The organism is Methylosinus sp. KRF6, from assembly GCF_018887255.1.
GTDB lineage: Bacteria > Pseudomonadota > Alphaproteobacteria > Rhizobiales > Beijerinckiaceae > Methylosinus > Methylosinus sporium.
Genome location: NZ_JAHLJF010000001.1, coordinates 261,267 through 282,988, shown reverse-complemented (window position 1 = coordinate 282,988; position 21,722 = coordinate 261,267). Strand labels below are relative to the sequence as shown.

Sequence of the window (21,722 nt, the reverse complement as noted above, 5' to 3'; positions counted from 1 at the left end):
CCGCTACCACTTCCACGCCATGCGCCGCCAGAATGGCGCCGGGTGAACGCTTACGTTTCAAGCGACGCGCGTCGCCTCGAAGGCCGGAACCTCGCGCGAAAAAGCGTCCAGCCAAGCGAGGAGCGCGGGATATTTCGCGCGCCAGGCGCCTTCGAAGCGCAGATCGAGATAGCCGAGCGCGGCGGCGACGGCGACATGGCCGATCGTCACCGGGCCGGCCGGCGGAGCGGCGTCGAGCGCCGCGAGCGCGCGGTCGAGCTTTCCGGTCTGCAACGCCACCCAATCGGCGGAGCGCAGAGCCTGCGGCCGCGTCGCCTCGTAACGGATCAGCAGCGCGGCGTCGTTCATGCCGTCGCCGAGCGATTGCAGCGTCAGCGCCGCGATTCGCTCGGCGGGAGGTTGCGGTATGAGCTTGCCGCCGGCGAGAAGATCGAAATATTCGCAGATCACGCGGCTGTCATAGATGGTCTCGCCGCTGTCGAGGATGAGCACCGGTACCTTGCCGAGCGGATTTTGCGCGCGCAACGAATCGTCGGGATTTGTCGTGTCGGCGCCGACGAGCTCGACGCTCGCGCCGAAGCCGAGCAGTTCGGCGACGATGCGGCACTTGCGGGCGTAGGGCGAAGCCGCGGAATAGCGTAGAATGGGCATTGGCTCCCTCACGTCGAAAAAGGCGTCGTCGAGCAATAGGACGGAACGAAGATGACCGCCAGTCCCGAAGAGATCGCCGCCGGCCAAGCCGTCTACACGCCCGCGGTTCTGCGGCTCTACGATCTGCTGGTGCTCGGCCTCTCCAACCGCTTCATCTGGAAATGTCCGACGCCGCGCCTACGCGCGCTCTATGACGCGCATGTGTCGGGCAATCATCTCGATGTCGGCGTCGGCACGGGCTATTATCTCGACCATTGCCGCTTTCCCGCCGCCGCGCCGCGCGTCGCGCTGATGGATTTGAACGCGGACGCGCTGCGCTTCGCGGCGGCCCGCATCGCGCGCTATTCGCCGGAGAGCTATCGCCGCAATGTGCTGGAGCCAATCGCTTTCGACGCGCCGAAATTCGATTCCGTCGGCGTCAATTATCTGCTGCACTGCCTGCCGGGCGCGATAGCGGAAAAGGCCGTCGTCTTCGACCATCTGAAGGCGCTGACGAATGAGGGCGCCGTCTTTTTCGGCTCGACCTTGCTGCAAGGCGGCGTCACGCGCTCGGGCGCGGCGCGGCGGCTGATGGAATTCTACAATCGCAAAGGCGTGTTCTCGAACAGGGACGACGATCTCGACGGGCTGCGCGATGCGCTCGAGCGGCGCTTCCGCAATGTCGAGATCGACATTGTCGGCTGCGCCGCCGTGTTCGTCGCGCATGATTGACGGATCGCGCGAGCCTTTCGGCTCGCGCCTCCGACGCCATCACTCGTAGATCGCGCTCAGCACGACGTGGAACTTCGCGACCGAATTGCCGATATTCTTGATCTCGTAATGAATCTCGGTCTCGTCCTTGGTGTCGACGGTCTGCGACTGCGGGTTCGGCTTGATCTCCGTCACCGTGAAGTGACGCCAAACGCGCGTCACCTCGAGCGAGGTGTCCTGGTTGAAGCCGGTCGCCGTGCTGCCGGTGGCGAAAGGCACGGCCTGCGCGTCCCACACCGCATTGAAGGGCGAGGCGTTGTTCCACCAGCCGTGAACGGTCGCACCAGGCGCGAGGGTGAGCTCGGTTTTAGTGTCGACGAAAAGCACTTTGGACATTTTCAATCTCCTATCTGAAACCGTCGCGTGAAATCATTGCGATCGGATGCAGAGGAGATTAGTCGCGGCGCGCTGTCATCGCCGTGCGCGCGAGCACAGAGCACGCTTCAATGCGTCTCGCCATAGAGCGCAGAAAGCGGAAAGACGAGGCCGGGCGGATCGAGCGTGATGTCGCCGTCGTGAATGACGCGCGTCAGAATATCGCTCCCCTCCCCGCGACGATGATGAATCACCAGCGGCGAATCTGGATCGACGATGAGATAATGCGCGACGCTCGCGATGCGAAAATAGCCGACGAGCTTGCCGAGAGCGTCATTGCGCCCTGTGGATGGCGACAGCACCTCGACGACGATAAGAGGCGCTTCGACGAAAAGCGTGTCCGGCGGCAGCTCCGGTCCGCAATAGAGCTGCGCATCGGGCTCGAAGACGGTCGTCGCATCGACGCGCACGGCCATTCCGTCCGGCAGCACATGGCAGGGTGCGCCTGCGTGGCGCACAGCGTCCTTCAGCGCGATAAAGGCCGCGCCTTTCGCCTTCGCATGGGCGGCTCGTTCCGCCGCCTGAGCGAAAACTTCACCATCGACGAGCTCGTGTCGGCCGGGCTGTCCTTCGGCCCAGACCACGAATTCCTCGGCGGTCATTTTCGTCTTCGGCAGAGCGCTCATGCGGAGCATCCTAGCGGAATGGCGCATCCGGCGCCATTCCGGGGCGTCACCCCTTCAGATCGTCGAAGGGCACCATCACATGCTGGCGATAGGCCGGCCGCTCGCAGAGGCGCGCATACCAAGCCTCGACATTGGGGAGCGACGGCCGCTCTATGTCGAGCGAGAAATAGCGAAACAGCGTCGTTCCGGCGGGAATGTCGGCGAGCGTCGGCTCGTCGCCGGCGAGGAAAGGACGATCCGCGAGCCAGCCGTCGAGAAATCGATAATGCTGCGCGCAGCGCGCGACGGCGGCGATGATCGCCGGCCAGTCGCGCTTTTCCTCCGGCGTGCGGTAATAGCCCATGAACACGCCGTCGATGAAAGCGGGCTGCAGCGTCGTCTGCGCCCAATCCATCCAGCGATCGGGATAGGAGCGCGTCGCCGGATCCGCTGGCCAGAAGGCCTCGCCGCCGTGCCGCGCGGCGAGATAGCGCAGAATGGCGTGAGACTCCCACACCACCACGCCTTCGTCGTCTATGACCGGAATGCGGCCATGCGGATTTTTCGCGCGAAACTGCGGATCGTCCAGCCCGCCGAAAGCGCCGCCGAGCGGCACATGGGCGTGATCGAGCGCGAGCTCGCCGACGAGCCACATGACCTTCTGCACATTGAAGGAGTTGCGCCGTCCCCAGATCGTGAGCATGCGTTGGTCTCCTTCTTCGGCAATCTCGGCGTTGCGGTAATCTAGCCCGAGGCGCAGGCGCGCGCCATTGACGTGGGGTTGCGTTTATCGAAGCCGCGTAGCTGCGCGCGACGAGAGCAATTCATGAAAACAAATTGCGTTTCGCCGAAAATCCCCCGGCGAAACGCGCTTCTTTGGCGGCGACCAAGGCTCAAGCGATCTCGCCGCCTGTATCGCCGGCCCCCTCGTCCTCGCCGGCGTCGGCCAAATGCTCGACCGAGACGACGCGCTCGCCCTCCGCCGTGTCGAAGACGATGACGCCCTGCGTGCCGCGGCCCGCTATGCGTATGCCTTCCACCGGGCAGCGGATGAGCTGGCCGCCATCCGTCACCAGCATGATCTCATCGCCGCGCCCCACGGGGAAGGAGGCGACGAGCTTGCCGTTGCGGGCGTTCACCGCCATGGCGACAATGCCTTTGCCGCCGCGTCCGGTGATGCGATATTCGAAGGACGAAGAGCGCTTGCCGTAGCCGTTCTCGGAGACGGTCAGAATGATCTGCTCGGCCTGCTCCATTTCGCGATAGCGCGCCTCGGTCAGCTCGATCGCGGTCGAAGCCTCCTCGGCCTCCGCCGCGCCCTCCTCCGCGCCTTCCGCTCCCGCATTGCGGCGCTGCGCGGCGGCGCGCTTGAGATAGGCCGCGCGCTCCTCGCCGACAGCCTCGAAATGCCGCAGGATCGACATTGAGATCACGCGGTCGTCGCCAGCTAGCGCTATGCCGCGCACGCCCATGGAGGTGCGGCCCTGGAACACGCGCACGTCGCTGACCGGGAAGCGGATGCACTGCCCCTCGCGCGTCGTCAGCAGAATATCCTCCTGCTCCGCCGCTGTGGCGACATCGACGATGGCCTCGCCTTCGTCGAGCTTCATGGCGATGATGCCGGAGCGCCGCACATCGGAGAAATCCGAGAGCTTGTTGCGGCGCACTGTGCCGCCCGTCGTCGCGAAAATGGCGTCGAGCGTCGCCCAGCTCGATTCGTCCTCGGGCAGAGGCATGATGGTGGTGATGCGCTCGTCCTGCTCCAGCGGCAGAAGATTGACCAGCGCCTTGCCGCGCGCCTGCGGCGCCGCCAAAGGCAGACGCCAGACCTTTTCCTTGTAAGCCCTGCCGAGCGAGGAGAAGAACAGCACCGGCGTATGCGTCGAGGCGACGAAGAGGCGCTGAACGAAGTCTTCTTCCTTCGTCTGCATTCCCGAGCGGCCCTTGCCGCCGCGCCGCTGTGCGCGATAGGTCGAGAGCGGCACGCGCTTGATGTAGCCGGCGTGCGAGACGGTGACGACCATATCCTCTCTGGCGATGAGGTCCTCGTCCTCCACATCGCCGTCGCCATCGACGATCTGCGTCCGGCGAGGCGTCGCATAGGCCTCCTTGACCGCGATCATCTCGTCCTTGACGATTCCGAACAGCTTTTCGCGCGAGCGCAGAATCTCGAGATATTCGGCGATCTCGGCGGCGAGCTTGTTCAGCGCCTCGGCGATCTCCTCGCGGCCGAGCGCGGTGAGACGCTGCAGGCGCAGCTCGAGAATGGCGCGCGCCTGCGCCTCGGAGAGGCGGATGGTTCCGTCCTCGGCGAGCACATGGCGCGGATCGGCGATCAGCGCGACCAGCGGCGCCATATCCTTGGCCGGCCAGGCGCGCTCCATCAGCGCCTCGCGCGCGGCGGCGGCGTCGGCAGACGTGCGGATGAGGCGAATGACCTCGTCGATATTGGCGACGGCGATGGCGAGGCCGACCTGCAGATGCGCGGCGTCGCGCGCCTTGGCGAGGCGGAACTTCGTGCGCCTTGTGACGACCGTCTCGCGGAAGTCGACAAAGGCGACGAGCACGTCCTTCAGCGTCAGCAGCTCGGGCCGGCCGCCATTGAGCGCGATCATATTGACCGGGAAGCTCGATTGAAGGGCCGTATGGCGCCAGAGCTGATTCAGCACCACATCCGCAACCGCGTCGCGCTTCAGCTCGACGACGATGCGCATGCCTTGGCGATCGGATTCGTCGCGGAGATCCGAGATGCCTTCGATCTTCTTCTCGCGGACGAGCTCGGCGATGCGCTCGATCAGCGCGGCCTTGTTCACCTGATAGGGAATCTCGGTGAAGATGATCGCCTCGCGCTCCTTGCGGAGCGTCTCGACCTCGGCCTTGGCGCGCATGATGATCGAGCCGCGCCCGGTCGTATAGGCGTTGCGTATGCCGCCGCGGCCGAGGATCGTCGCCGCCGTGGGGAAGTCCGGGCCGGGCACGATCTCCATGAGCTCGGCGACGCCCATCTCGGGCCGGTCGATCAGCGCAATTGCGGCGTCGATCACCTCGCCGAGATTATGCGGCGGAATATTGGTGGCCATGCCGACGGCGATGCCGCCCGCGCCATTGACGAGGAGATTGGGAAAGCGCGCCGGCAGAACCGTCGGCTCCATCTCCTTGTCGTCATAGTTGGGCTTGAAGTCGACCGTGCCTTCGTCGATATCCTCGAGCAGGGCAAGCGCCGGCTTGGCCAGACGCGACTCGGTGTAGCGCATGGCCGCCGGCGGGTCGTTGTCGACGGAGCCGAAATTGCCCTGGCCGTCGATGAGCGGCAGCCGCATGGAAAAGGGCTGCGCCATGCGCACCAGCGCGTCATAGATCGCGGCGTCGCCATGCGGGTGATATTTACCCATGACGTCGCCGACGATGCGCGCCGATTTCACATAAGGCTTATCGGGCGTATGGCCGTTCTCGTGCATGGAGAACATGATGCGCCGATGCACGGGCTTGAGCCCGTCGCGCACATCCGGCAGCGCGCGGCTCACGATCACGCTCATCGCGTAATCGAGATAGCTGCGCTTCATCTCGTCGGCGATCGAGACCGGGCGAATGTCTGAACCGGGCGTCGGAGGCTTTGTGTCGTCTGTGTCGTTCTCGGCCAATGGCTCGCCAATCCGCTTCGATCGTCCCGCGCTCCGCGGCGAAATCCTGCCGCGGCGAAGTCGCGCCGGCTCTGGGAAAGAGCGCTTCTCGTCGTCGTCCCGTCTCGCCGACGAAGGCGAGGCGGCTGCAAGGTCCGCCGCTCGGGAGAGCGGCGGGACGTGGAGATCGCGCTCGCAGGACGTTTCGAGCGAAGCGCGCCGAGGCGAGCCTAGCGGCAGCCGTCGACGACGCTCGAAACCGCCATTTTTCTATAGGCGATTCTCGGCGGCGACGCCAGTTCGCCCCGCCGCGCGGCGTCGCGGTTCTGCTCGGAGAAACACGGGTTTAGAAAAATTCCTCAAATCTTGTCCGATTCATTTTGGGCGGCGGCGTCAGCTCTGCGCCGAACGCAGCCGACGTCGGGCGTTCATGACGATCGCCCGCGCGCTGGCGTCGCCCGGCTCCAGCAGCTCGAGCCCATCCTCTTCGCTCGTCTCCCACGAATCGGCCACGCGCCCCCTGCCCTCCGACTCGACGAGGCCGATCGAGCGATTTTGCTGGGCCGCCACCGGCTCGCCCGTGGTTTTCGCGCCGCCGAAACGCGCGCGGAGCGCATTCGCGACTTCCGCCCAATCGAGCGATTTCGGCTTCTTCGGCGCTTCATTCGGCGCCGCGGCGGTGGGCGCTTCGAGTGCTCGCTCGGCCGGCTTCCGGCCGCGCAATGCGAGGAATTTGGCGCGCAGCGGCTCGATTTTCGCGCGCATAGCGGCGAGACCGGCGGCCGGCGCGGCCTTCTCCTGCGCGGACGGGGCGGCGGGCGCGCGCCGGACATATTTCATGCCGAGCAGCCCGATGAGCGCGAAGGCGGCGACCAGCGCCTGCCAGAGGGCGAGCGGCGACTCGCTCTCCTCCGCGGACGCTTCTTCGGGGAGTGGAGCGGGAGCGGCCGCCGCGGCGGGGTTAGGCAGAGTTTCGACTGCGGCGAGCGGCGGCGCGGCCTCCCCGGCGACAGGCTCCTCGCCTTTTTTGGATTCGGCGATCGCTTCCGAATCTGCGGCTCGCGGTGAAGGCTCCGCCGGCTCCTCCATCGCGGCGGCTATGTTCTGCGGCGCAGCCGCGGCCGCCTCCGGCTCGGCCGGCGGCGCGACGGGGCCCGGCTCCCCGGCCGTCGCGACCTCGGCGACGGGCGCGCTCTCGATGAGTGGAAGCGGCGCGTGCAGGAAAACGGGAGCCGCCGGCTCCGACTTCGTCGATACGGTCGGCGGTGGCGCGGCGACCGCGGCCGGCTCCGCCGGTCGGACCGCTTTTGCAGGTTTCGCAGCGACGAGCGGCGCGAGCTGCACGACGATATCGTCGTAGCCTTTGCTGGTCGGCGCGCCGAACTCCTCGATCGGCGCGCTCCCGCCGCCGCGCGAACGGCGCGGCTCGGCGACGGCGCATCCGAAATGTGCGGCGGCGACGGCCAGAGTCAGGCCGCCGACGAGCAGGCGCGTGAACGGCGTGAATATCGACCTCATCTCCGAAGCTCCACTGCAATGACGAGGCGTCAGCTTGCCTCTCGGAGTTGAACAAAGCCTTAGCAATGCGATGAACGATCTGTTAACGCCGTGATCTCGCGACGCATTCACCGTCGGTTCACCCGCATGGGGCGATGCTCAGGCCCTCGCTTCGCATTCCCGACAGGAGGAGACAAATGAAGTTGAAGCTCGCTTTCCTCGCCGCTCTGGCGCTCGCCGGCGTCGAGGCCTCGTCCGCCATGGCCATGCCCCTCGCGCCACTGGCGGAAGGGGTGGCCGCCCCGCTGACCCAGGCTATCGGCTATCGTTGCGGCCCCGGCTGGCACGTCGATCCCTGGGGACGCTGCGTCCCGCATCGCCGTCCGCCGCCGCCGGCCTATGGTCCGCGTCCGGGCTACCGTCCGCCGCCGGTCTATGGACCGCGTCACGGTTACCGTTGCGGCCCCGGCCTCCATGCCAATCAGTGGGGCCGCTGCGTCCCGAACCGCTGGTGATCGGCCACGGCGCGTAGAACCGAAGAGCTCGCCGAGTTCTGCGCGCCGCGCCAACTCTGTTGCAACGAGACCGACTGTTGCAACCAGACTGTCGCTACGGAGTCTTGCCGTTCGCCGCCGGGTCCTGTATGAGCGAGCCTTCTCACGTCGACGTCGAGCTTTCGGCGCCCACGTCTGGGGCCTCGTGGCGGAGTGGCTACGCAGAGGACTGCAAATCCTTGTACGGGGGTTCGATTCCCTCCGAGGCCTCCAACATCAATCCTCACATATGGGTGGGATTACCCGATAGCTCGCTATCGGGTATGCTGGTTTCGAGGAGTATGCGCTTCGGCGTCGGGGCTTTTTGTTCTTTTGCTTGACGCACTTGCTTTTGGCGCACTCAAAACGCGCGCTCGTCATTGAACAATTTGCTTCCATCCCGCACAAAAACAATCTCTGTTTGCAAGAGCGCGCCATCGCAGCCCCGCTGCATGTACGAGACAAAATCATACATGCGGAACCCGTTCATCCCCGCGTATGCGATCACCTCATGCGCGAGCGGGCCACTGTCGTAAATGCGCCGGAATGACACCTCCAGCAGCATCACATCGACAAATGGCAAGCATTCCCTCGCGCCCTCTAAAACTTCGAGTTCGAATCCTTGAACGTCGGCCTTGAGCAGCATCGGCGCCTGGAATCCGAGCTCGTCCCGGAACGAGTCCAACGTTCGCACAGGCACGCTCCGCTTGACTCCATGGAAATCATGGCTGGAGAAAAAGCTCGATTGTGCGTCGTTGTCGTTGAGTTCGAGTTGACCGTTCCTGGAGCCGATTCCACCGAGGAAATAGCGAACGCGATTGTTGGAAGAAGCTAAAGATTTGAGCGCCGTGCACTTGTATTCCAATGGCTCCGCCAAAAAATACTGCGCCAATGGAAAGATCGACATGCACTCTCGTGACCAACTCCCGGTCGATGCGCCGATGTCTAAAACTGTGGCCGGCGCCCATCCTGTTCTAGCGATCTGGCGAAATGCGGCTTGAAATCCACGCGGCCCCCATTCGGCATTGACGACGCGCGCACCGAATGTGGCGACTGTGCTATTGACGATATGCTTCGCATATTGACGCACCTTCATTCGCTCGCCTCGCTACTCGTTGCTGCCGCTACAATTTGCCGCGCAGCTCGATGAACGTGGTCGGCGCCTCGGCAGCTTCGATGCGATCCTTTTGCTGCCCGCGGGCGCCCTTTAACTCGTCGAGCTTTTCTTTCTAGGCCGCTTCTGCGGGCCGCACAATCTGAGGGGCGACGTCTGAAAAACCCCTCACCATGTGTTTGACATCATGAATTTGTTCATTTTTGGAAGTCCCGCCGCGGCCTCCAGCCGCGCCCCTTCTCTCGACAGCCAGATCGAACAAAGCGAAAGAGCGAGCAGGAAGGCTCGCTGTCCGGGATGCGCCCTTGGACCGCGAACCTTCGGACTCGCTCTCGATACTTTGCGAATGAGATTCTAAGCTATTGTTTCAACGCGTTTCCGACGTTGAGCGGCGTCCCCTTCGGCGGGAACGGCTAGAGGCGCTCGCTCAGCAGCGATTTCTCCAGAGCGCCCAATTTCTCGGGAAGATCGGCGACCGTGTCCGCGAGGGCGGCGGCGAGCAGGCTCTCGGCCACCTCGTGCTTATATTCGTCGAACACGGCTTCGAGCGCGTCATAAGAGTCGTCGAGGATCGGCCGCGCCACGGCGACGCCGGCATGGTCGTCCGCGCAATTCGCGATGCGATCGAATCGCTTACGCGTCGCCTCCGGCAGCATGGACAGAACCGCCCGCTCATAGGCCCCATCGAACATGTCCCGCAGCGCGAGAAGCGCGCGCATCAGCCGATAGAGCTCGATGACCTCGGGGCTGTTGGATGCTCTGAAAACTTGATCCATCGGAAATCCTACTTTCTCGAATTCAATAATTTCGAGTTCAACCCGGTTCGCAACGCTTGTCAAGGTTGTGGTGGGCGCGTCGCACGCGCGTCAGGGCTCTGTGTCAGGGCGCTGCGACCTGCCGGTCATGGCGGCGCTTGATCGCGTCGATTTCTTCCAGCATCGCCGTCAGCGCGTCGAGCGCGGCGCGCTCCTCCGCCGTGAGCTCGCATTGCGGATGAAAATGCTTCAAGAGCACGGCCATAGCGTCGCCGATGCGGCCGAGCTGCTTACCATAGCTGCCGACGTCCGCGAGAACATCCTCCTCGACCCGAGGGGCGCTCGAGCGGCCGAGATTTATATTGATGAGTCCGAATTGACCGCCATAGGGGCTGAAGACGGCGGTCCAGGGATTGATCGTCTGGGCGACGTCGCCGGACAGAGGAAGCTTGAAATTGGCCATGAGCCGACCTCGCTGAAATGGAGCCGATCGAGCTTACCCTATTTTTTCACGAATCGATCGGCGCGCGTCCTGCCGACGCGCGCTTCGACATGATCCACAGCGCCAGTGAGCCGAGCAGAATGGACGCGCCCGAGCCGGCGAGCACGCCGATCTTGGTCGCGCGCATCGCCCCCTCGTCGGCGTCGAATGCGATCTGGCCGATGAACAGGCTCATGGTGAAGCCGACGCCGCAGAGGACGGACACGCCGTAGAGCTGGCCCCAGCCGCTCTTGGGAGGTCGGGACGCGATGCGCGTCCCTATGGCCAGCGCGATCGCCGCGAAGACCCCGGCCTGCTTGCCGAGGAAGAGTCCGAGCGCCACGCCGAGCAGAACCGGCCCCCCGCCCGCCGCGAGATCGCCGCCGCCGAACGCCACGCCCGCATTGGCGAAACCAAAGAGCGGCAGCACGATGAAGGCGACGAAAGGCCCGAGCGCATTCTCGAGCCGGTGCAGCGGCGTATGCTCCTCCGGATCCGGCCCGGAGAGGCGCAGCGGAATCATCGCGGCGAGCAGAACGCCAGCGAGGGTCGCATGGACGCCGCTGAGCTGCACGAAATGCCACAGCGCCACGCCGAGCAGCAGATAGGGCGTGAGGAATTTCACCTCGAAGAGATTGAGGCCGAGCAGCAGAAACAAGGTCACCCCGGCGCCGAGCAGGGGCGCCGCCGACGGCTCGCCCGCATAAAAGACCGCTATGATGACGATCGCGCCGAGATCGTCGAGAATGGCGAGAGCGGTGAGAAACACTTTCAATGCGCCGGGAACGCGATCGCCGAGCAGCGCCAGCACGCCGAGCGCGAAGGCGATGTCGGTCGCCGAAGGAATCGCCCAGCCGCGCGCCGTTTGCGGCGATTGGGCGTTGAAATAGGCGAAAACCAGCGCCGGCGCGACCATGCCGCCGAGGGCTCCGACGCCCGGCAGCACGCGCGCCGACCAATGGCGCAAATGCCCATCGACGAGCTCGCGCTTGATCTCGAGTCCGACGAGCAGAAAAAATATCGCCATCAGCCCGTCATTGATCCAATGCAGCGTCGAATGACCGGCGATCGGCGCCTCGAGCAGATCGTGATAGGCCGACGCCCAAGGCGAATTGGCGAGCGCCAGCGCGACGGCCGCGCTCACCATCAGCACCACGCCGCCGGCCGCTTCGCTGGCGAGAAAACGGCGCAGCGTCGAAGGCTCCGCATGATGCGAATGATGTTTCACGGCGCGCTCCGCCCAAGGTGAACGAGAAGCGCCACAGTTGAGCGATTTGCGGCGATCTGGCAAGGAAAACCGGATTGAAAATCCGGTTCGGAAAACCGATTCGGAAAACCGGATCGGCTCAGAGCGCTCTATATGGACGCGGACCGGATATCGACGCCGACAGGAGACGCAAATGACCCTCTCCCGCGCCATCGGCCTCATGTCCGGCACGTCCATGGACGGGGTGGACGTCGCCTTGCTCGACACGGATGGCGAAGCGCGACTCGTCTTCGGACCGACCGGCTTTTTCGCTTACTCCGAAGCGGACCGCGATCTGCTTCGCGCCGCCCTCGCCGAAGCAACGGATCTCGCCGACCGCGAGGCGCGGCCGGGCGCGGTCGGCGCGGCCGAGCGTCTGATCACCGAGCGCCATGCGCAGGCGGTCGAATCGTTCCTGCGCGACGAGAAGCTCGATCCGGCCGCCGTCGATATCATCGGTTTTCACGGGCAGACGGTCCTGCACCGGCCCGAGCGCCGGCTGACCGTCCAGATCGGCGACGCGAAGGCGCTGGCCGAGCGGCTCGGCGTCGATGTCGCCTTTGATTTTCGCGCCGACGATGTGGCCGCCGGCGGCGAAGGCGCGCCATTGGTTCCGGCCTATCATCGCGCTCTGGTTGCAGCGAGCGGGATCGCAGGGCCGGCCGCCGTGATCAACATAGGCGGCGTCGCCAATGTCACTTTCGTCGATGGCGCGGCCGAGCCCGTCGCCTTCGACACCGGCCCCGGCAATGCGCTCATCGACGATGTCATGCTCGCGCGAACCGGCCAGCCGGTCGATCGCGACGGCGCGACCGCCGCCAAAGGGCGCGTCGACGAGGCCGTTCTGCAATCGCTCCTTCTTCATCCATATTTTCAAAAAACCTATCCGAAATCATTGGATAGAAATGATTTTTCATTTCACCTAACAGATAAGCTCTCGGTCGAGGACGCGGCCGCGACGCTGACCGCCTTCACTGCGGCCTCGCTCGCTCTCGCCTTCGGGCAGAGGCCTTCTGCTCCGGCGCGCGCGATCATCTGCGGCGGCGGCGCGCATAATCCGACGCTGATGGGCGAGCTCGCCCGCCGCCTCCCCTGCCCGGTCGCCACCGCGGCCGAGGTCGGCTGGATGGGCGATGCGATCGAGGCGCAGGCCTTCGCCTTTCTCGCGGTGCGTGTGCTGAACGGCCTGCCGCTGACCTTCCCCGGAACGACCGGGGTGAGCGCGCCGACCAAGGGCGGCCGGATTGTCCGATCCGATCGGACGATGCGCTAGAGTCATTCCGTGTTTCATTGAAACACGGAATGACTCTCGGCCTTTGTTTTGACGCGTTTCCAACGCCGAACCGGTGTCCACTTCGGCTGGAACGGACACTCTAAAGGACGTGAATCACGGCCGTGTACCGCAGGCGCCCGCCGTTGAATGTCCAAATCTCATATTCGACGAGGTCTTCGCCCTGAAAACCGGGCGTGGAGCGATATTCGACCTTGGCGCCCTGCGTCCCTTTGCCATTGCAATGCGCGCGCGGATTGCCGGGTGAAAAGCCCGGATAAACCACCGACCTCACGATCGTCAGACGCCCGTGCTGCGGTTCCCGCGCGACGCGAACGTCGGCGCGGCGAATGCTGGAGCAGTCCGGATCGATATTATTGCTCAGAGTGTGGAGGCGCACGAGCGCGCCCGACGCGACCGTCGCCTCCCGTCGGATGAGAACCTCGCTGCCGCCATTGGCGAAACTGACCTGTGGTCCGACGTTGCAACCCGCCAGCGCCAGAGCGAATAGGATTGCGACGCAACGCCATCGTCTCGAAATTTTCATGAAGAGCCTCCTGAAATCGGCCGCATATCGAAGATTTTCCGCGGAACAATTCGGCGCCGCCCCACTCTCCGCGCGTAGGGAGAAGCAATCGTTCAGAAACGATGAAGCAGGACAATCGCAATTGTCAAGAACCAGCCGCCTCGCACGCGCCGCCCTGTTCATTCCATATTGAAGGTTTCCAATCCAAGCTGCGGCGAGGCGAATGCAGGAGCGAAGATGCGCGCGGCCACCAATGACGACAGACGCATGACCACAAGCCGGCGCGGCCTGCTATTGGCTGCTTTCGGGCTGGCGGCTGTCGGCGCGGAAGTCTGGTCGAGAAAAGATCTCTCTGTCCGCTTCTTCAACACTCTGTCGATCGAGGCTTTCGACCTGCCGCCGACGCCGGGGCTGACTTTCGCCGATGGGCGTCCGACGCCCGGATTTGCATCCGCCGATCTCGCTGACAAGCACGCCCTGCTCTATCTTTGGGCCTCCTATTGCCCGAGTTGCCGGGCCGAGCATCATCTGGTGATGGCGCTGGCGCAAAAAGGCGTCGCCATCTACGGCGCCAATGTGAAGGACGATCCCGACCACGCCCGCAGATTTTTGGCTGAGCATGGCAATCCGTTTGTCGCGGTCGGACGGGACGAGCGCGCCTTGCTCCAGCGGGCGCTCGGCGCGCGCGGCGTTCCGGCGAGCTTCGTCGTGGCGCCGGGTCCGAAGATCGATATCGCGATTCTCGGACCGATCGACGAAGACGCGATCGCGACCCGCGTGCTGCCGGCGCTGGCCAAGGGCGCGTGAGAGCGTCGAATGCGCACATTAAATTTTCGTAATAAAGAATTGAGCGTCAGGCGGCGGCGTTTATTCCGCGCCTCTTCCAATATTGACAAAATTTAACTTGAGCTCGGAGCGCGTAGAGAAGAGTCTTCTCCCGCTCCCGCCGGTTCGCGGCTCTCTTTCTCGAGACCGCGCCCCGCCATCCGGCCCGCCCCGGCCCCGTCTCAGCGGATCGTGGGGACGGCGGGAGCGCTCCCTGCCGCAGACATGAAAATGCACGACGCCCGCATAGCGTCGCGCTCCCCTTTCGGCTCTTCGACCGTCGTCAGTCGCCACGCGCGGGAATGGCGATGCGCGGCGGATTGCCGAGACGCTTGTCGAGATAGGAATCGACATGAGCGATCAGCGGCTCGATGCGGTTCTCGAAGAAATGGTTCGCCCCCTGCACGACGGCGTGCTCGATGACGATGCCCTTCTGCGTCTTGAGCTTCTCGATGAGGCCGGTCACTTCCTTGAGCGGCGCCACGCGATCTATGTCGCCATGGATGAACAGGCCCGATGACGGGCACGGCGCCAGAAACGAGAAATCGAATCGATTGGCCGGCGGCGCGACCGAGACGAAGCCCTCTATCTCCGGCCGGCGCATCAGCAATTGCATCCCGATCCAGGAACCGAAGGAGACGCCGGCGATCCAGCAGGCGCGCGCCTCCGGATTGACGGCCTGCGCCCAATCCAGCGCGGCCGCGGCGTCGGAGAGCTCGCCGGCGCCGTGATCGAAAGCACCCTGGCTGCGGCCGACGCCCCGGAAATTGAAGCGCAGCACGGAAAAGCCGCGCTCGGCGAAAGCGTAATAGAGATGATAGACGATCTGATTATTCATCGTGCCGCCGAATTGCGGATGCGGATGCAGCACGATGGCGATCGGCGCGCCGCGCTGCGCCGATTGATGAAAGCGGCCTTCGAGCCGGCCGGCAGGGCCGGTGAAAATGACCTCGGGCATTGAGTTCCTCGTCTCCCCCGCGCGAAAAACGCCCTATGCGGCCGAGCGGTTTCCGCCGGGGCCGAAAATGCGTTATGCTCCGGCCGGAGCGCCCCTTTCGGGCGTCCGCGCGTCCGGCGCGCTCCGAACCCGCGGCCCTTTGACGGCCGAGCGGGCCTTCTAGCATGTGTGACCTCGCTAGATGCAAGAGTTTTGAAGGTCGCGGCGCTTTCTGTCCGACCGATCGCGAGCTCGGCCGAGATCGCAATTCGCCGGCCGCAGGCCTCTCCCATTCTCGTTGCGGAACGATTAGCTTCGCCTCATGTCCGCACCGCGCGCCTATCTCGATCACAACGCCACCACGCCGCTGCGGCCGCAGGCGCGCGACGCCATGCTCGCGGCGCTGGAGACACTCGGCAATCCGTCCTCCGTCCATGCCGAAGGCCGAGCCGCCCGCGCGCTGATCGAGGGGGCGCGCAGTGAAATCGCCGCGGGACTTGGGACGAAATCGCGCAATGTCGTCTTCACGTCCGGCTCGACCGAGGCCGCCAATCTGATTTTGACGCCTTTCTTACAACGAGACCAAACTACGGCGGAGATCGATTTGCTGCTCCTCGGCGCCGGCGAGCATCCGGCCGTTCTCGCCGGGCATCGCTTCCCCGCCGAGCGCGTCGAGACCATCGGGCTCGACCCGGAGGGCGCCCTGTCGCTCGATGCGCTGGCCGATACGCTGCAGCGCAACAAAGACAAACGAATCCTGCTCGCCCTGCAGGCCGCCAACAATGAGACCGGGGCCATACAGCCGGTCGCCGCGGCGGCCGATCTCGTCCATGCGGCAGGCGGGCTTCTGGTCTGCGACGCCACCCAGGCGGTCGGACGGCTGGAGACCACATTCGCGGCCCGGCCGGCCGATGCTTTGTTCTTTTCCTCACATAAGATCGGGGGACCTATGGGCGCCGGAGCACTGGCGTTCGCGGAGGACCGGCTCCATATCAGAGAGGCGCTTTTGCGCGGCGGCGGCCAGGAGGGCGGACGCCGCGCCGGAACCGAGAATGTGGCCGCCATCGCCGGCTTCGCCGCGGCTTTCGCAGTCGCGAAAGACAGCATGGAAGCGGAGGCCGAAAGGCTCGGCGCGCTGCGCGACCGACTGGAGGCGAAAATCGCGGAAATCTGGCCGGAAGCCATGTTTCTCAGCGCGAAAGGCCCGAGGCTCGCCAATACCTCCGCCTTTCTGACCCCGGGCCAGAAAGCGCAGACCTTGCTGATGGCGCTGGACGTCGAAGGGATCGCGCTCTCCTCCGGCTCGGCCTGCTCCTCGGGCAAGGTGAAAGCCTCCCATGTGCTCGCCGCTATGGGCCTCGAGGACAAAGCCGCGCTCAGGGCGAGCTTGGGTTGGAGTTCGACGGAGGAGCATGTAGATTTGTTTGGTATCGCTTTTGCAGGGGTCGCGAAGAGGATCAGGGCGCGGCGGACGGCCGCCTGAAGGGCGGCTTAGGCGGCTCTAATTTCGGCCGGCGGGCCTTGAACCCGTCGAGACGAGGAGAGGACAAATGGCGGCTCGCCAGGAGACGGTGGCGCGCGTCGAAGAGATCGACGTCGACGCATATAAATACGGCTTCACCACCGATATCGAATCCGAAAAGGCCCCGAAGGGCCTCAGCGAGGATATCGTCCGCTTCATTTCGGCAAAGAAGAACGAGCCCGAATGGCTGACCGAGTGGCGGCTCGAGGCCTATCGGCGCTGGCTGACGATGGAGGAGCCCAAATGGGCTCGCGTCGATTATCCCGCGATCGACTATCAGGACCTCTATTACTATTCCGCGCCGAAATCGACGCCCGGCCCCAAGTCGCTGGACGAGGTCGATCCGGAGCTGCTGCGCACCTATGAGAAGCTCGGCATTCCGCTGCGCGAGCAGGAGGCGCTCGCCGGCGTCGAGCAGCGCAAGGTCGCTGTGGACGCGGTGTTCGACTCGGTCTCGGTGGCGACGACCTTCCGCGAGGAGCTCTCCAAGGCCGGCGTGATCTTCTGCCCGATCTCGGAAGCGGTGCGCGAGCATCCCGAGCTGGTGCGCAAATATCTCGGCTCAGTCGTTCCGGTGACGGATAATTTCTACGCCACGCTGAACTCCGCCGTCTTCTCGGACGGGTCTTTCGTCTACATCCCGCCGGGCGTACGCTGCCCGATGGAGCTGTCGACCTATTTCCGCATCAACGAGAAGAACACGGGACAGTTCGAGCGCACGCTGATCATCGCCGACGCCGGCTCCTATGTCAGCTATCTCGAAGGCTGCACGGCCCCCAAGCGCGACGAGAACCAGCTGCACGCCGCCGTGGTCGAGCTCGTCGCTCTCGACGACGCCGAGATCAAATATTCGACGGTGCAGAACTGGTATCCCGGCGACAGCGAGGGCAAGGGCGGCATCTACAACTTCGTCACCAAGCGTGGCGATTGCCGCGGCAAGAACTCGCATATCTCCTGGACGCAGGTGGAGACGGGCTCCGCGGTGACGTGGAAATATCCGTCGTGCATTCTGCGCGGCGATAATTCGCAAGGCGAGTTCTATTCGATCGCAGTGTCGAACGGCTATCAGCAGGTCGACAGCGGCACGAAGATGATCCATCTCGGCAAGAACACCAAGAGCCGCATCATCTCCAAGGGCATTTCGGCCGGCAATTCGCAGAACACCTATCGTGGACAGGTGTCGGCGCATCGCAAGGCGGAAGGCGCGCGCAATTTCACAAATTGCGACAGCCTGCTCATCGGCGACAAATGCGGCGCGCATACTGTGCCCTATCTCGAGTCGAAGAACGCCTCCGCCGTGTTCGAGCATGAGGCGACGACGTCGAAAATCTCCGAGGACCAGCTGTTCTATTGTATGCAGCGCGGCCTCTCCGAAGAAGAGGCGACGGCGCTCATCGTCAATGGTTTCGTGCGCGACGTTCTGCAGAAGCTGCCGATGGAATTCGCAGTGGAAGCGCAGAAACTGATTGCAGTGAGCCTCGAAGGCAGCGTCGGTTGACGTATCGATGAGCAAAGAGGCGCTCTGCGTTTATTGAGCGCCTCTTTACGAGGCAGGCGGGCGACGAAACGGCCCCGATTGAGCGGCCTCCGATTTGCAACGTCCCTCGCACGACAGCGAACAGCCAACAGGACGACACCATGATCGAAATCAAGAATCTCCACGTCTCCATCGGCGAGCGTAAAATTCTCGACGGGCTGAACCTCACGGTGAAGGACGGCGAAGTGGCGGCCATCATGGGGCCGAACGGCACCGGCAAATCCACGCTCTCCTATGTCATCTCCGGCCGCGAGGGCTATGACGTCACCGAGGGCGAGGTGCTGCTCGACGGCGAGAATATTCTGAACCTCGAGCCGCATGAGCGCGCCGCCAAGGGCGTGTTCCTCGCCTTCCAATATCCGGTCGAGATTCCGGGCGTCGCGACGATGACCTTCCTCAAGGCCGCCGTGAACGCGCAGCGCCGCTCGCGCGGCGAGGAAGAGCTGCAGACGCCTGACTTCATGAAAATGGTGCGCGAGGCTTCCACCAAGCTCGGCATCAACATGGACATGCTGAAGCGCGCGCTGAACGTCGGCTTCTCCGGCGGCGAGAAGAAGCGCATGGACATTCTGCAGATGAGCCTGCTGGAGCCCAAATTCGGCATTCTCGACGAGACCGACTCCGGCCTCGACATCGACGCGCTGCGCATCGTCTCCGAGGGCGTGAATGCGCTGCGCTCGCCGAAGCGCGGCTTCCTCGTCATCACCCATTATCAGCGCCTGCTCGATTACATCAAGCCGGACACTGTGCATGTGATGGCCAAGGGCAAGATTCAGAAGACCGGCGGGCCGGAGCTCGCGCTCGAGCTCGAGAAGAGCGGCTATCGTGATTATGTCGGCGAAGCGGCGTGAGGGTGAGATCATGACCGTGCAGGCGATCGACAAGAAGAGCGAGGCCGAGGCGGCCTTCGCCGGCGCCTTCGAGGCGATGAAGGGCAAGGGCGCGCCCGCGTTGCGCCAGGCCTCGTGGGAGTTCTTCACGCGCAAAGGGCTGCCGACGCGTCGCGTCGAGGCGTGGCACTATACCGATCTGCGCGCCTCGCTGCGCACCGTGGCTCCGCTCGGCGCGCCGGGAGCGATCACGCTGCCGCCGACGACCCTCGGCCGTGTGCGTCTCGTCGTCGCCGACGGCGCGTTCCGTCCCGAGCTGTCGGACGTCGCTTCTCTGCCGGCCGGCGTCGAGCTCTCCTCTCTCGCCGATGTCCTCGCCAAGGAGGACGCTTCCGTCCTCACGGCGCTGGGCCTGCCGGAGAACGCCGGGGCCGACGCCGTCATCGCTCTCAATGCGGCGCTGATGCAGGACGGCGTGGTGCTGCGCATCGCTCCGGCGACAGAAGTCGCCGAGACGATCGAGATATTGTTGCTCTCCTCCGGCGGCGAGGCCTGCTCCTCCTTCACGCGCTCGCTCGTCATCGTCGGCGACGGCGCCAAGGCGAAGATCGTCGAGACCTCGCTCGCCCTCTCGCCCTCCGGCGCGCAGGAGAACCACGTTCTCGCTTTCGCGATCGGCGCGGGCGCCGAGGTCGAGCATATCGCCGACATCGGCCCGCAATCGGAATCCGCCATCCGCCTGTTCAGCCTGCTGATCACGGCGCAGGCGAAAGCCGCGTTCAAATCGCTCGGCTTCGTCGAAGGCGGCGGCCTCGTGCGTCGGCAAATCTTCGCGCGACTCGCCGGCGAGGAGGCGAGCGTCTCGCTCGACGGAATCTCCCTGCTCGGCGGCAAGGATCACGCGGATACGACGCTCGTCGTCGAACATGCCGCGGCTCATTGCCAGAGCCGCGAGCGTTTCCGCAGCGTGCTCGACGGTCAGTCGACCGGCGTGTTCCAAGGCAAGGTGGTGGTGCGCCCGGGCGCGCAGAAGACCGACGGCTCCATGCAGTCGCGGGCTCTGCTGCTCAGCGAGAACGCCACGATGAACAATAAGCCGGAGCTGGAGATTTTCGCCGACGACGTCGTTTGCGGCCATGGCGCCACTTGCGGACGCCTCGACGCCGACCAGCTCTTCTATCTGGTAGCGCGCGGCCTGCCCAAGCATGAGGCCGAGGCGCTGCTGATCGAAGGCTTCGCCGGCGAGATCGTCGAGGCGCTCGGCGAGGAGGCGGTGCGCGACATCTATTTCGAGCGCATCCGCAGCTGGCTCGGCAAGCGAGGGGGAGCGAAGTGAACCAGCCGCTCTTGGCCGAGGCCACGCCCGCCTATGATGTCGAGGCGATCCGCCGCGACTTTCCGATCCTGGCCGAAAAGCCCTATGGCAAGGATCTCGTCTATCTCGACAACGCCGCCTCGGCGCAGAAGCCGCGGCAAGTGATCGAGCGCATCTCCCAGGTCTACGAGCACGAATACGCCAATGTGCATCGCGGCCTGCATTATCTCGCCAATGCGGCGACCGACGCCTATGAGGGCGCGCGCGAGACTTTGCGCCGCTTCCTCAACGCGGAGAATCGCGAGGAGATCATCTTCACGCGCGGCGCGACGGAGGCGATCAATCTCGTCGCCTCTTCCTATGGGCTCGCGCATATCGGCGAGGGCGATGAGATCATCCTCTCGATCATGGAGCATCACTCCAACATCGTGCCCTGGCATTTCCTGCGCGAGCGCAAGGGCGCGGTGCTGAAATGGATCGAGACCGACGATGACGGCGTCTTCTCGCTCGAGGATTTCGAGAAGCTCATCACGCCGCGGACGAAGATCGTCGCGCTGACGCATATGTCCAATGTGCTGGCGGCGCCGACGCCGATCGCCGATATCGTGCGCATCGCCCATTCTCATGGCGTGCCGGTGCTCGTCGACGGCTCGCAGGGCGCGGTGCATCTCGATGTCGACGTGCGCGCGCTGGACGTCGATTTCTACATCGTCACCGGCCATAAGCTCTACGGACCGACCGGCATCGGCGCTCTCTATGGCAAGCGCGAATGGCTCGAGAAGCTGCCGCCCTTCGCCGGTGGCGGCGAGATGATCGAGACGGTCACGCGCGACTATGTGACCTACAACACGCCGCCGCATCGCTTCGAGGCCGGCACGCCGCCCATCGTGCAGGCGGCGGGGCTCGGCGCGGCGCTCGACTATATGCAGAAGATCGGCCGCCCGGCGATTCGCGCCCATGAGGCCGATCTCACCGCCTATGCGCATGAGCGCCTCTCCGTTATACCGGGGCTTCGAATCTTCGGTCACGCCAAGGACAAGGGACCGATCGTCGCTTTCGACATGCCGGAGGCCCATGCCCACGACATAGCGACCGTTATCGACCGCTCCGGCGTCGCCGTGCGCGCCGGGACCCATTGCGCCATGCCGCTATTGCAGCGCTTCAACGTCACCTCCACCTGCCGCGCCTCTTTCGCAATGTATAATACGCGCGACGAGGTCGATCGCCTGGCGGAAGCGCTGCTGAAAGCAAAGGCGCTGTTTTCTTGATGAGGAGACAGAATCGTGACCAAGACCGATGACGCGGTGGAGCCGCAGGAAGTCGTGACCGGTCG

At 64.5% G+C, this 21,722-nt stretch carries 21 protein-coding genes and 1 tRNA gene; 10 read left to right on the top strand and 12 right to left on the bottom strand.

Annotated features, from left to right (window positions below; all coding sequences use genetic code 11):
• Nucleotides 1-57 precede the first annotated feature (57 nt).
• Complete coding sequence (locus KP010_RS01415; protein ID WP_142863288.1) at nt 58-651, bottom strand: glutathione S-transferase; 594 nt, start codon at nt 649-651, stop codon at nt 58-60.
• A 51-nt stretch (nt 652-702) separates the two neighbouring features.
• Here KP010_RS01415 and KP010_RS01410 point away from each other — a divergent pair, with 51 nt between their 5' ends.
• On the top strand, nt 703-1,362 hold the full coding sequence (locus KP010_RS01410) for a class I SAM-dependent methyltransferase (RefSeq protein WP_142863289.1): 660 nt from the start codon (nt 703-705) through the stop codon (nt 1,360-1,362).
• Between the two features lie 39 nt (nt 1,363-1,401).
• Here KP010_RS01410 and KP010_RS01405 read toward each other — a convergent pair whose 3' ends face one another.
• The 5 genes from KP010_RS01405 to KP010_RS01385 all read right to left on the bottom strand — a co-directional run bounded on the left by KP010_RS01405 (nt 1,402) and on the right by KP010_RS01385 (nt 7,519).
• Nucleotides 1,402-1,737, bottom strand: coding sequence for a hypothetical protein (locus tag KP010_RS01405; protein ID WP_142863290.1), 336 nt, complete (start codon nt 1,735-1,737; stop codon nt 1,402-1,404).
• 107 nt (nt 1,738-1,844) lie between these two features.
• Entirely contained in the window at nt 1,845-2,402 is a 558-nt protein-coding gene (locus KP010_RS01400; RefSeq protein ID WP_142863291.1) for a Uma2 family endonuclease, read from the bottom strand.
• A gap of 46 nt (nt 2,403-2,448) precedes the next feature.
• Nucleotides 2,449-3,084 (bottom strand): glutathione S-transferase family protein, encoded by a 636-nt coding sequence (locus KP010_RS01395; RefSeq protein ID WP_142863292.1) that lies wholly within the window; start codon nt 3,082-3,084, stop codon nt 2,449-2,451.
• Between the two features lie 190 nt (nt 3,085-3,274).
• Nucleotides 3,275-6,022, bottom strand: a complete 2,748-nt coding sequence (gene gyrA, locus KP010_RS01390; RefSeq protein ID WP_142863293.1) for a DNA gyrase subunit A — start codon at nt 6,020-6,022, stop codon at nt 3,275-3,277.
• A gap of 372 nt (nt 6,023-6,394) precedes the next feature.
• A complete protein-coding gene (locus KP010_RS01385) occupies nt 6,395-7,519 on the bottom strand; it encodes a hypothetical protein (protein ID WP_142863294.1) in 1,125 nt (374 codons plus the stop codon).
• Nucleotides 7,520-7,695: 176 nt separating this feature from the next.
• Between KP010_RS01385 and KP010_RS01380 the strand changes: the two genes are divergently transcribed.
• Both KP010_RS01380 and KP010_RS01375 read left to right on the top strand, forming a co-directional pair.
• Nucleotides 7,696-8,013 (top strand): GCG_CRPN prefix-to-repeats domain-containing protein, encoded by a 318-nt coding sequence (locus KP010_RS01380; RefSeq protein ID WP_216280299.1) that lies wholly within the window; start codon nt 7,696-7,698, stop codon nt 8,011-8,013.
• Between the two features lie 178 nt (nt 8,014-8,191).
• Nucleotides 8,192-8,265, top strand: a tRNA-Cys gene (locus KP010_RS01375).
• Between the two features lie 127 nt (nt 8,266-8,392).
• On the opposite strand, the gene KP010_RS01370 is transcribed toward KP010_RS01375, so the two are convergent.
• The 4 genes from KP010_RS01370 to nhaA all read right to left on the bottom strand — a co-directional run bounded on the left by KP010_RS01370 (nt 8,393) and on the right by nhaA (nt 11,609).
• The gene (locus KP010_RS01370) at nt 8,393-9,127 is read right to left on the bottom strand and encodes an FkbM family methyltransferase (protein ID WP_166141632.1); all 735 of its coding nucleotides are present in this window, start codon (nt 9,125-9,127) and stop codon (nt 8,393-8,395) included.
• 431 nt (nt 9,128-9,558) lie between these two features.
• The gene (locus tag KP010_RS01365) at nt 9,559-9,921 is read right to left on the bottom strand and encodes a hypothetical protein (RefSeq protein ID WP_166141631.1); all 363 of its coding nucleotides are present in this window, start codon (nt 9,919-9,921) and stop codon (nt 9,559-9,561) included.
• Between the two features lie 103 nt (nt 9,922-10,024).
• Nucleotides 10,025-10,363, bottom strand: a complete 339-nt coding sequence (locus KP010_RS01360) for a hypothetical protein (RefSeq protein ID WP_216280298.1) — start codon at nt 10,361-10,363, stop codon at nt 10,025-10,027.
• 46 nt (nt 10,364-10,409) lie between these two features.
• Nucleotides 10,410-11,609 carry a Na+/H+ antiporter NhaA gene (gene nhaA / locus KP010_RS01355; protein WP_167398732.1) on the bottom strand — a complete coding sequence of 400 codons (1,200 nt, stop codon included), beginning with the start codon at nt 11,607-11,609 and terminating at the stop codon, nt 10,410-10,412.
• A 172-nt stretch (nt 11,610-11,781) separates the two neighbouring features.
• Between nhaA and KP010_RS01350 the strand changes: the two genes are divergently transcribed.
• A complete protein-coding gene (locus tag KP010_RS01350; protein ID WP_216280297.1) occupies nt 11,782-12,900 on the top strand; it encodes an anhydro-N-acetylmuramic acid kinase in 1,119 nt (372 codons plus the stop codon).
• A 100-nt stretch (nt 12,901-13,000) separates the two neighbouring features.
• Here KP010_RS01350 and KP010_RS01345 read toward each other — a convergent pair whose 3' ends face one another.
• Entirely contained in the window at nt 13,001-13,444 is a 444-nt protein-coding gene (locus tag KP010_RS01345; protein WP_216280296.1) for a hypothetical protein, read from the bottom strand.
• A 216-nt stretch (nt 13,445-13,660) separates the two neighbouring features.
• Between KP010_RS01345 and KP010_RS01340 the strand changes: the two genes are divergently transcribed.
• Nucleotides 13,661-14,230 carry a redoxin family protein gene (locus tag KP010_RS01340; protein ID WP_108918202.1) on the top strand — a complete coding sequence of 190 codons (570 nt, stop codon included), beginning with the start codon at nt 13,661-13,663 and terminating at the stop codon, nt 14,228-14,230.
• Between the two features lie 301 nt (nt 14,231-14,531).
• Here the strand turns inward: KP010_RS01340 and KP010_RS01335 are convergent, their stop codons facing one another.
• Nucleotides 14,532-15,206: an alpha/beta hydrolase gene (locus tag KP010_RS01335; RefSeq protein ID WP_108918173.1), complete on the bottom strand. Its 675-nt coding sequence runs from the start codon at nt 15,204-15,206 to the stop codon at nt 14,532-14,534.
• Nucleotides 15,207-15,507: 301 nt separating this feature from the next.
• Here KP010_RS01335 and KP010_RS01330 point away from each other — a divergent pair, with 301 nt between their 5' ends.
• The 5 genes from KP010_RS01330 to KP010_RS01310 all read left to right on the top strand — a co-directional run bounded on the left by KP010_RS01330 (nt 15,508) and on the right by KP010_RS01310 (nt 21,657).
• Nucleotides 15,508-16,668 (top strand): cysteine desulfurase family protein, encoded by a 1,161-nt coding sequence (locus KP010_RS01330; protein ID WP_142863302.1) that lies wholly within the window; start codon nt 15,508-15,510, stop codon nt 16,666-16,668.
• 67 nt (nt 16,669-16,735) lie between these two features.
• Nucleotides 16,736-18,205, top strand: coding sequence for a Fe-S cluster assembly protein SufB (gene sufB / locus KP010_RS01325; protein WP_108918175.1), 1,470 nt, complete (start codon nt 16,736-16,738; stop codon nt 18,203-18,205).
• Between the two features lie 140 nt (nt 18,206-18,345).
• Nucleotides 18,346-19,095, top strand: a complete 750-nt coding sequence (gene sufC / locus KP010_RS01320; protein ID WP_142863303.1) for a Fe-S cluster assembly ATPase SufC — start codon at nt 18,346-18,348, stop codon at nt 19,093-19,095.
• Entirely contained in the window at nt 19,076-20,410 is a 1,335-nt protein-coding gene (gene sufD / locus KP010_RS01315) for a Fe-S cluster assembly protein SufD (RefSeq protein WP_142863331.1), read from the top strand. Before sufC ends, sufD begins: the two co-directional genes overlap by 20 nt.
• Nucleotides 20,407-21,657, top strand: a complete 1,251-nt coding sequence (locus KP010_RS01310) for a cysteine desulfurase (RefSeq protein ID WP_142863304.1) — start codon at nt 20,407-20,409, stop codon at nt 21,655-21,657. The genes sufD and KP010_RS01310 overlap by 4 nt, the downstream gene beginning before the upstream one ends.
• Nucleotides 21,658-21,722: the final 65 nt, after the last annotated feature.

Coding starts and splice junctions, on each gene's coding strand:
- KP010_RS01415 (WP_142863288.1), bottom strand. CDS start 651: ATGCCCATTCTACGCTATTCCGCGGCTTCGCCCTACGCCCGCAAGTGC.
- KP010_RS01410 (WP_142863289.1), top strand. CDS start 703: ATGACCGCCAGTCCCGAAGAGATCGCCGCCGGCCAAGCCGTCTACACG.
- KP010_RS01405 (WP_142863290.1), bottom strand. CDS start 1,737: ATGTCCAAAGTGCTTTTCGTCGACACTAAAACCGAGCTCACCCTCGCG.
- KP010_RS01400 (WP_142863291.1), bottom strand. CDS start 2,402: ATGAGCGCTCTGCCGAAGACGAAAATGACCGCCGAGGAATTCGTGGTC.
- KP010_RS01395 (WP_142863292.1), bottom strand. CDS start 3,084: ATGCTCACGATCTGGGGACGGCGCAACTCCTTCAATGTGCAGAAGGTC.
- KP010_RS01385 (WP_142863294.1), bottom strand. CDS start 7,519: ATGAGGTCGATATTCACGCCGTTCACGCGCCTGCTCGTCGGCGGCCTG.
- KP010_RS01380 (WP_216280299.1), top strand. CDS start 7,696: ATGAAGTTGAAGCTCGCTTTCCTCGCCGCTCTGGCGCTCGCCGGCGTC.
- KP010_RS01370 (WP_166141632.1), bottom strand. CDS start 9,127: ATGAAGGTGCGTCAATATGCGAAGCATATCGTCAATAGCACAGTCGCC.
- KP010_RS01365 (WP_166141631.1), bottom strand. CDS start 9,921: ATGGATCAAGTTTTCAGAGCATCCAACAGCCCCGAGGTCATCGAGCTC.
- KP010_RS01360 (WP_216280298.1), bottom strand. CDS start 10,363: ATGGCCAATTTCAAGCTTCCTCTGTCCGGCGACGTCGCCCAGACGATC.
- KP010_RS01350 (WP_216280297.1), top strand. CDS start 11,782: ATGACCCTCTCCCGCGCCATCGGCCTCATGTCCGGCACGTCCATGGAC.
- KP010_RS01345 (WP_216280296.1), bottom strand. CDS start 13,444: ATGAAAATTTCGAGACGATGGCGTTGCGTCGCAATCCTATTCGCTCTG.
- KP010_RS01340 (WP_108918202.1), top strand. CDS start 13,661: ATGCGCGCGGCCACCAATGACGACAGACGCATGACCACAAGCCGGCGC.
- KP010_RS01335 (WP_108918173.1), bottom strand. CDS start 15,206: ATGCCCGAGGTCATTTTCACCGGCCCTGCCGGCCGGCTCGAAGGCCGC.
- KP010_RS01330 (WP_142863302.1), top strand. CDS start 15,508: ATGTCCGCACCGCGCGCCTATCTCGATCACAACGCCACCACGCCGCTG.
- sufB (WP_108918175.1), top strand. CDS start 16,736: ATGGCGGCTCGCCAGGAGACGGTGGCGCGCGTCGAAGAGATCGACGTC.
- sufC (WP_142863303.1), top strand. CDS start 18,346: ATGATCGAAATCAAGAATCTCCACGTCTCCATCGGCGAGCGTAAAATT.
- sufD (WP_142863331.1), top strand. CDS start 19,076: ATGTCGGCGAAGCGGCGTGAGGGTGAGATCATGACCGTGCAGGCGATC.